This window comes from Nonomuraea lactucae (assembly GCF_003313395.1).
Classification (GTDB): domain Bacteria; phylum Actinomycetota; class Actinomycetes; order Streptosporangiales; family Streptosporangiaceae; genus Nonomuraea; species Nonomuraea lactucae.
This window is the reverse complement of sequence record NZ_QNFZ01000921.1, coordinates 1-8,399: the sequence shown is the minus strand read 5'-3', so window position 1 is coordinate 8,399 and position 8,399 is coordinate 1. Positions and strand designations below refer to the sequence as shown.

Genomic DNA, 8,399 nt, shown 5'->3' with positions numbered 1-8,399 from the left:
CGGCTCCGCCCAGGCCGGTGCGCGAGCCGACCAGCGCCTCGGGCGTGAGCGCGGCCCGCAGCTCCGCGTCGTCGAGCCGCCAGCGGCCTCCGGTGACCTCGGTGGCGGCGCGCGCGATCGCCTCGGCGTCCAACGCGGCGCTCTCCCGTACGGCGTGCCGGACGACGCTGTGCGCGGTGCGGTAGTCGGTGCGGAAGCGCCGCATGAGCAGCTCCGCCAGGTCGGTGGCCTCGGTGAAGCCGTTGTCCAGGGCGCCGCGCATCCGTACGCCATCGGTTTCGAGGGTGCGGATCAGCCCAGCGGTGAGGCGGGTGGCCCGGTGAGCGAGATCGAGGGCCCGTGGGAGCTCGCCGTACAGGTAGATGAAGTTGTCGCTGCGCGCCGACGGCGTCTTGATGACGGCGGTCAGGCCGGTCAGCCGGCCCAGCATGACGCCCGCCGACCCGCGGATGACCGTGAGGGCGTAAGGGTTGCGTTTCTGCGGCATGAGGACGCTCGGGCGGCTGTACGCCTCGGACAGGCGGACGAAGCCGAACTCGGCACTGGCGAAGACCTCCAGGTCTTCGGCGAGCTTGTCCTGGGTGAGGAGCAGGCTCGCGGCCGTGGCCAGGACGTGCATGAACGGGTCGGTCTGCCACATGGCGTCGCGGGTGTGCGTGATCGCGTGGTCGAATCCCATGGCCCGCGCCGCCGCGTCACGGTCGTCCAGGATCCGCGAGCCGTTGGCGGCTCCCGCCCCGGCCGGGCCCGCGTTGACATGGCCGAACTCCGCGATCAGGCGCGCCGCGTCACGGAGGGCGGGGGCGGCGAAGGAGAGCAGGTAGTGCCCGAACGTGGTCGGCTGGGCCCGCTGGAGGTAGGTGTAGTCGGGCATGAGCGTGCCGACGTGCCGCTCCGCCTGGTCGGCGAGGCTCGCGGCCAGCGCGGCGGCGCCGTCGACCAGGTCGAGGATCTGCCCGCGCAACCGGATGCGGAAGGCGGTGCGCACGGCCTCCCGGCGGGTCCGTCCCGCCCGCAGCCATCCGGTGTCGTCGCCGATCCGCTCCGTGAGGTGACGTTCGCGGGAGGTGTACGGCTCGCCGCGGCGGGGGTCGTAGCCGACGGCCTCGGCGGGCACGGCGGCGAGGTCGAGGAGCGCGCCCAAGAGGGGGGCGCGGGCCCGGTCCGGCAGCACTCCCCGGTCGGCGAGCTCGACGCAGTGGGCCAGGTCGGCAAGGCTCAGAGCATCGTGCAGCCAGGGCGCGTCGGCCGCCTCCCACGCGTAACCGGCCGCGACCAGCTCCTCCGCGGGCAGCCCTGTCGTGTTGGCCAGCTCCTCCGCGGGCCCGCCCGTCATGTCGCCGCCCTGCCCAGCAGGTCCAGCGCGGCGGGAAGGCCGCCGGTGTGCCAGAGCACGATGGGACGGTCCGCTCGGGCCCGCAGCCGGGCGACCGCGGCCAGCGCCTTCGTGCCGTACTTGGCGTCGAACAGCACACCGTCGGCGCGCAGCGCGGCCAGCATGGTGTGCACGTCCCGGTCGTCCGCCGCCTCCGCCGCCTCCATCGCGTCGATCAGCTCCCAGTCCGTGACCGCCTCCGGGGTGATGCGCGCGACCAGGCCGAGGATCTCGCCGCGGATCTCGGGCAGTGGCCGGCTGACCGACACACCGTAGACCTGCCACTTGGCCGCGATGGCGGCCCGCCCGGCGAGCAGCCCGGCGATCGACGCCCCTGACCCCACCGGCAGCACGACGACCGCCTCGTCGAAGTCCAGCTGCGCGGCCAGCTCCTCCGCGGCGTTCGCGAAGCCGAGCGCGCCGACGGGCGTGGCGCCACCCCGGGGGATCGCGTAGGGAGTGCGCCCGTGGTCGCGCAGGTGAGCGGCGCGCTCGTCGATGAGCCTGTCGAGCTCGGCTCTGTCCGCACCGGTGTAGAGGACCTTCGCCTCCGAGCAGCCGACCAGGTGCAGGGTGGCGGGCGCCCGCTCCAGGGCCGTCCCGGAGACGAGCACCTCGCACTCCATTCCGCAGACCGACGCCGCCAGCGCGGCTCCCCCGATGAAGTTGGAACTAGGAGAACCCCCTGTGACCAGCACGTCGGCGTCGTGTGCCAGGGCATCGCCCAGGAGGTACTCCAGGGCTCGCGCTTTCGCTCCGGCCAGCCCGAAACCGCTGAGGTCGTCCCGCTTGAGATACATGCCGGCGAACCGCTGGAGCGGCGTGGGCAGCAGGGCCAGGGGACGGCGCGGAGGACTCATGGCGGGGCTTCCGAGGTGCGGCGGGCGGCCTCCGGAGTGCCGGATTCCGGGGCGGCACGGGCGGCTTCCGAGGGGCCGGGGGTGGCTTCCGGGGTGGCGCGGGTGGTTCCCGGGGTGCCGCGGGCGATCACCGCGTCGACCATGGCGACCGCGGTGGCGAGTTCCGGGCGTGCGGTCCAGCGGGCGAGTTCGGCGGGATCGGCCACGCCGCGGGAGGCGAGCGCGGTCACCAGGTCGGCGGGATCGGCCACGCCGCGCGAAGCGAGGGCGGTCACCTGGTCGGCGTCCGACCGCAGGGCCTCGTGCAGCAGGTCCTGGGCACGGTGCTTGCCCAGTCGCCGTGACAGCTCGGCCAGGACGCGTTCCGACGCCCAGCCGGTTCGGCCGAGGTTCTCCGCCATGCGGTCGGAGTGGACGACGAGGCGGTCGACGAGGTCGGCGGCGAGCGCGGCGGCCGTGCCCGCCGCGAGCGCGACGTCGGGCAGCGCCGCCCACTCCGCCTTCCAGGCGCGCCCGTCGCGCTCGTGCCCGCCCGCCATGCCTTCGACCAGGACGCTGGACGCCGCCCTCACGAGCCTGGCGAGCGTGTCCAGGTGCTCGCTGGTCTCGGGGTTGCGCTTGTGCGGCATGGTGATGCTGCCGACGGTGGCCGCCGCCACGGGCTCCGACAGCTCCGCGATCTCCGATCGCTGCAGCTCGTAGACCTCGTTCCCGATACGGGCGAGTGTGGCCGCGACCATGCTCAGCACCGTGCCGAACTCCGCCACGCGGTCGCGCGCCGACGTCCACGAGACGACCGGATCGCTCAGCCCGAGCCGGGCGCAGAACAGCTTCCGCAGTCGCTGACCGTGCGGCTCGAAGAAGCCCAGCACGCCGACCGCCCCGGCGAGCTGGGCCACCGACCAGCGCTCGGCGCCCTCGGAAAGCCGGACGATATGGCGGCCCACCTCGTCGGCCCAGGTCGCCGCCTTGAAGCCGAAGGTGATCGGGGCGCCGGGCTGGCCGTGCGTGCGTCCGCTCATGACCGTGTCGCGGTGCTCGGCCGCCAGCCGCAGCAACGACCTGTGCGCCCGGATCAGGTCGTCCCGGATGAGCCCGCCGACGTCCCGCATCACCAGCCCGAACCAGGTGTCGGTGAGATCCTGGACGGTGGCGCCGTAGTAGACGTACTCCCGCGCGGGCTCGGGCAGCAGCCGTTGCAGCCCGCGGATGAGCCCCAACGTGGAATGCGACGTCCGCCGGGTCTCAGCGGCCACGAACTCGAGGTCGAGGCGCTCCGCCCGGGCCTGCTCGGCGATCTGCCGGGCCGCCTCCTCGGGGATCAGCCCGAGCTCGGCCTGCGCGGCGGCCAGCGCGGCCAGGATGTCCAGCCAGGTCTGCAGCCGCTCGTCGAAGACGGCTCGGAGCTGCGGCGTGCTCCACAGGTGCGCGTACTCCGCCGACTCGGTCAGACGGGTCGCCATGACGGCTCCCAGGTCCGTGCGACCTGTTCCAGCGCGGTGCGCACCTGACCCAACGTGGCGCCCCACGGCACGACGACCGACCCGTCGCAATGCTCGATCCGGTCCTCGAGCAGGCAGCACTTGGTGAGCGTCGGGACGCGGGGATCGCGGGCCCGCGACCTGGGGCACATCTCGACCGTGGGCGGGCGCTCGCCGTAGAACCACTCGTGAATCTCGCGCGACCGGGCACAGCCGAGCAGGGTCCATTTCCCGGGCTCAGGCCGCTGGTCCAGATAGGCGGTCGGCGCATGAGCGACGGTCACGCCGGACCCGCCGCACGGCAGGAGGTAGCGTTCGGCCGGCGTGCGCGCGGCGAGCTCTTCGAACGTGACCGTATCGGCCACCGGGACGATCGGTGGCAGGTCATCGGCCACCTCGAGCAGGCGCCGCACCTGATCGAGCAGTTTGGGCGGCTCCGGTGGCACGACCTCCTGCACGACCAGTCGCAACGGGGCAGGATGCCCGATGAAGCTGACATGTCCGTACATGCCCTCCACCACAACGGCGGGCACGCCCGGAGCTCGCGAGAGCGCGATCCGCGCCAGCGTGGAGGGCACGGCCACGTCGGCCTCCGGCGCCAGGACGTACGCGCACTCTTCCCGTGGCGCGAGCACCTCGACCGAGCTGATCGGCGAGAACAGCGGCCCGTCCGACTCCTTCTCGACCCGCAGAAGGGCTGTACCGCCCGCGTCGTCGCGGACCACGAGGAACCGCGTGTGCCGGTAGGCCTCTCGTCCGAGAAAGAGCCGCGGCAGGTCGTCCGTCCTGTCGACGCGGGCCACGGAAACGCAGCGGTAGGCGCTCGGCACCATGTTCGGCACCATGTTCGGCGTCGTGAGACTGTGCGACGTCACCCTGGTGTCCGGTGTCATGTGACCGTCCGGTGTCATCGCGGTGGTCGGCGTCGTTCGACGGAGAGGGCGGCGGTGTCCGCTCGCAGTCCCAGCCGGAGGGTGGCCAGCGGGAGCAAGTCGTCGGGCGCGATGTTGGCGAGGTTGACTCCCGGGCCGAACCGGTTGATGAGCCATGCCTGCTGCGCGAGGCGGGGCGCCTCGAACATCACCCGCTCGGCGCCGGCCGCGCTGACGGCGGCGTCGATGATGTCCTGCCGGGGGAGCCCCGACCCGTCGTAGATGCCGACCGTCCCGCTTTCCCGGCCTTCGGTGATCACCCAGGCGGCACCGGCGGCCAGGTCCTCGGCGATCTCCTCCCGCCACTGGCCGGCCGACAGGGCGCCCCTCGGGTCCTTGCGGCCCGTCTCGGCGAACACGGTGAAAGCCTGGCTGGCCTTCTTGATGAGCTCCCGCTTGTCGTCCAGGGCCATCTCGACGACGCCACGGGACACCTCGACGGCATCGAGCCCGGCTCGCTCCGCCCAGGCCAGGCACTCATCAGCCCTGCCCTGCGCCCAGGCGATTTCGAGCAGTGTCCCGCCCAGGCAACTGATGACGTCATGGGCGCGCAGCAGGCGCAGCTTGCGGTCGAGACCGTGGTCGAGGTAGGCGGTGCCCCAGCCGAACTTCCAGACGTCGACGTGCTCGCCGGTGAGCTCCAGCACGCCGGCGACCACATCAGGGGCGAGGCCCTTGTCCAGGACGTGGGTGCGGCCCGCCACGGTGGGTAGTGCGAGGAAACCAGGTCCCACGTTGTCTATGTTACGATTTGTGTTTACTTTCCGACAAGAGGTGGGCTCATGGCCGAGCTCGACGACGTCATCGCGGCAGTGGCCAGCAGCCCGGCGATCCAGGCCAAACGCTCCATCGGCCTGGTGTCCGAGGTGCTCGGCGCCTCCGGATGGGTCGACGGGCCCGGCGATGACGGCGCCGCCGTCGACGTGGGCGGGCGCACGGTCATCGCCTGTGGCGAGGCCCTGTGGCCACAGTTCGTCCGGGCCGACCCCTTCGGCGCGGGCGTGGCGGCTGTCCTCACCAACGTCAATGACGTGGCCGCGATGGGCGGGCTGCCCCTGGGGATCGTGGACACGGTCGTGGCGGACGAGGCCACCGCGCGCACGGCCCTGGAGGGTATGCGTTACGCCTCAGGGCTGTACGACGTTCCGATCGTCGGCGGCCACATCACGGTCTGCTCCGGCGTTCCCCCGTCGATCTCCGCCTTCGCCCTCGGATCCGCGGACGCCCTGCTCTCCTCCACGCACGTCCGCGCGGGTCAGGCCCTGGTCGTGGCCGCCTGTACAGAAGGCACCATGCGGGACGACTTCCCGTTCTTCCCCTCCTTCGACGAACGCGGCCAGGATCTCGCCGAAGACGTCCGCCTCCTGGCCGACGTGGCGCGGAAGGGCCTGGCCGTGGCGGCCAAGGACATCAGCATGGCCGGGCTGGTCGGCTCCCTCGCGATGCTCCTCGAATGGGGCACGTTCGGCGCGGATGTGAGCTTGGAGGCTCTCCCCGCCCCGCGCTCCGTGCCGCGAGCGTGGTGGTGCACGTGCTTCCCGTGCTACGGCTTCCTCCTGACCTGCGAGCCCGACCGGACCGACGCCTGCGTGCGCGCCTTCACCTCCCGCGGCCTGTCCGCCGCCAGGGTGGGGGGCGTCGACGGGACGGGCGTGATCACCCTCAGCGCCGGTGGGCGCTCCCTCCCGGCCTTCGACCTGACGGCTGAGCGAGTGACAGGCCTCACCCGTGCCCCGCACACGCCCGGGCGGGAAACCGCCACGGGTGACCGTCGCCCCACCACCGCGAGGTCAGGTGCGGGCGGTTCCATCCACTGACCGTCGCCCATCACCGCCAGGTCAGGTGGCAGCACCAGGTCAGGTGGCGGTTCTGTCCACGTAGGCCGCGAGAGCGCGGACCCGGTCGGCGTGCTGGTCGTGCCCCACGATCACCGGCGGCTCGTTGTACGGCATGGCGTCCGACGAGCGCCGCAGCTTGATGTACTGGCCGCAGGCGTCGATGGCGTAGGGCTCCATGTCGTCCTGCAACGCCCCGATCACCGTGATCCCGTACGTCTCGCCGATCCGGCGGAACAGGGCCACCGCCTCCCGCCGGTGCTCCTTGCCCAGGTTGCGCCCGAGCTCGTCGAGCACGAGGCACAGGTGGCCGCCGCTTGAGGAGGCGATGGCCGCCGCGCACACCAGCTTGACCGCCTTCTCGTCCATCAGCGCGGTGTTGGCCCGGCGGTTGTACGGAACGTAACCCTGGCCCTCGCCGCGCCGCCACTTGGGCGTCACCCGCCACTGCCAGCGCTGCTCCGGGTCCGCCGGCGCGGGCGGCACCGGGAACTCCAAGGTCGCGCCGTAGCCGCCGTACGAGGTGTCGAGCTTCTCGAACTCCTCTGCCACCCGCGTCAACCTGGCCTTGATCGCCGCGCTCAACGCCGCCCGGTGGACGGCCGTCGACTGCGCCGCCTCCTCCGCGCCCTTGTCGGCCGCCGCCAGGTCACGCTGCCTGGACACGATCTGCGCCTCGATCTGCCGCCGCTGGTGCCGTTCGTACTCCTCCTGGCCGCGCAGGTACGACGCGAGCGCACCGCACACCGCCGCGAACGTCGCCTGCTCCCGCGCCGCGCTGCCGCCCCGCTCCGCCAGCAGGAACCGCAGCTCCTCCGGGATCTCGGCGTCCTCCTCCGGGAACGTGTCGCGCAACGCCTGGTCGAAGTGGCGTTCGGCGACCCGCCACCACTCCTCCGCCGTGCGCGGCCGCTCCTCCTCCGGCAGCGCCCGCAGCCAGTCGCGCGCGGCCTCCACGGTGCCGCCCCAGTCGGCGGTAAGCGCGTCGAGCTTGAGCGCCTCCCGGTCGGCGGCGACCCGCGCCTCATGCTCGCGTGCCTGGGCGCGCTCGCTCTCGTGCCGCTGGCGGCGGCCCTCCAGGCGTTCGATCTCCATGTCGCGCGTGCGGGCGCGGAAGTCCAGCGCCCCCGCCTGCCGCTCCGCCTCGGCCACCGAGGGCGTGACCTCCTCCAGCGCGCCGGCCAGCTCCACCAGCCTGGCCCGCCGCTCGGCCAGCCGCGTCTCCAGCTCGGCGAGCCGCACTCCGGCCTGCGCCCCGTCCAGCCGCCGCTGCGCCTCGGCGACGGCCTCCTCCCCATCGCGTACGGCCTGCGCGGCCGCCTCCTGGGCGTCCTCGGCCCGGTTGAGCCGCTGCTCGGCGGCCTTGATCCGCGCTTCGCGCCCGGTCGCCACCCCCTCGAACGCCCCCACCACGCTCACCCCGGCGGCGCTGACCAGCACCGATCCAGGCAGCCCCTTGAGAACCTCGGCCGCCTCGGCGAGCTGCCCGGCATCGACGATCACGGCGTGCTCGTTGGGCCAGCCCCGCAACGCCACGCCGTCCCCCTGCACCGCCGCCCGTCCGTGGCCAGGGTGACGGGCATGGTCGTCGGCACGGGTACGGACATCCGGCTGAGCGGTGGTCTGGCTGACCGGAGGGGCAGTGGGCTGGGCGGTGGGTTGGGTGGTCGGCTGGCTGGTCGGCTGGGCGGCGGAATGGGCGGTCGGCTCGGGGGTGGTCTGGGCGGTCGGACGGGCGGTGGGCTGGGCGATGGGCGGGGCGGGCGGGTGGCCAAGGTGCCGGGCGTTGAGGTGGGCGTGGTCGCGGGCCTGCTCGGCCACGTCGAGCGCGTCGAGCAGCCCCGTCGCGTGCACTCCGGCGGCGGCCAGCGCGTCGAGCTGGGCCGCGGCCGGGCCGCCCTCGGCGTCGTCCAGGG

7 protein-coding genes are annotated in these 8,399 nt (G+C 73.2%); 1 reads left to right on the top strand and 6 read right to left on the bottom strand.

The window, feature by feature from the left end; translation table 11 throughout:
* The 5 genes from DQW85_RS31935 to DQW85_RS31915 form a co-directional block, all read right to left on the bottom strand.
* Window positions 1–1,336, bottom strand: a 1,336-nt coding sequence (locus DQW85_RS31935) for a lyase family protein (RefSeq protein ID WP_113703508.1), incomplete at its 3' end; no start/stop codon positions are given.
* The gene (locus DQW85_RS31930; RefSeq protein WP_113703507.1) at window positions 1,333–2,235 is read right to left on the bottom strand and encodes a 1-aminocyclopropane-1-carboxylate deaminase/D-cysteine desulfhydrase; all 903 of its coding nucleotides are present in this window, start codon (window positions 2,233–2,235) and stop codon (window positions 1,333–1,335) included. The genes DQW85_RS31935 and DQW85_RS31930, both read right to left, overlap by 4 nt.
* Entirely contained in the window at window positions 2,232–3,698 is a 1,467-nt protein-coding gene (locus DQW85_RS31925) for a lyase family protein (RefSeq protein WP_205315567.1), read from the bottom strand. Before DQW85_RS31925 ends, DQW85_RS31930 begins: the two co-directional genes overlap by 4 nt.
* Window positions 3,683–4,609 (bottom strand): XcbA family protein, encoded by a 927-nt coding sequence (locus DQW85_RS31920; protein ID WP_113703506.1) that lies wholly within the window; start codon window positions 4,607–4,609, stop codon window positions 3,683–3,685. The genes DQW85_RS31925 and DQW85_RS31920 overlap by 16 nt, the downstream gene beginning before the upstream one ends.
* Before the next feature lie 14 nt (window positions 4,610–4,623).
* Window positions 4,624–5,382 (bottom strand): phosphosulfolactate synthase, encoded by a 759-nt coding sequence (locus tag DQW85_RS31915; protein ID WP_205315566.1) that lies wholly within the window; start codon window positions 5,380–5,382, stop codon window positions 4,624–4,626.
* Window positions 5,383–5,430: 48 nt separating this feature from the next.
* Here DQW85_RS31915 and DQW85_RS31910 point away from each other — a divergent pair, with 48 nt between their 5' ends.
* Entirely contained in the window at window positions 5,431–6,465 is a 1,035-nt protein-coding gene (locus tag DQW85_RS31910) for an AIR synthase related protein (protein ID WP_113703504.1), read from the top strand.
* A 39-nt stretch (window positions 6,466–6,504) separates the two neighbouring features.
* Here the strand turns inward: DQW85_RS31910 and DQW85_RS31905 are convergent.
* A partial coding sequence (locus DQW85_RS31905) for a PT domain-containing protein (RefSeq protein WP_476703623.1) occupies window positions 6,505–8,399 on the bottom strand: 1,895 nt, incomplete at its 5' end.

Excerpts from the sequence above, each read along its gene's own strand:
- DQW85_RS31930 (WP_113703507.1), bottom strand. The coding sequence starts at position 2,235 with ATGAGTCCTCCGCGCCGTCCCCTGGCCCTGCTGCCCACGCCGCTCCAG.
- DQW85_RS31910 (WP_113703504.1), top strand. The coding sequence starts at position 5,431 with ATGGCCGAGCTCGACGACGTCATCGCGGCAGTGGCCAGCAGCCCGGCG.
- DQW85_RS31925 (WP_205315567.1), bottom strand. The coding sequence starts at position 3,698 with ATGGCGACCCGTCTGACCGAGTCGGCGGAGTACGCGCACCTGTGGAGC.
- DQW85_RS31920 (WP_113703506.1), bottom strand. The coding sequence starts at position 4,609 with ATGACACCGGACACCAGGGTGACGTCGCACAGTCTCACGACGCCGAAC.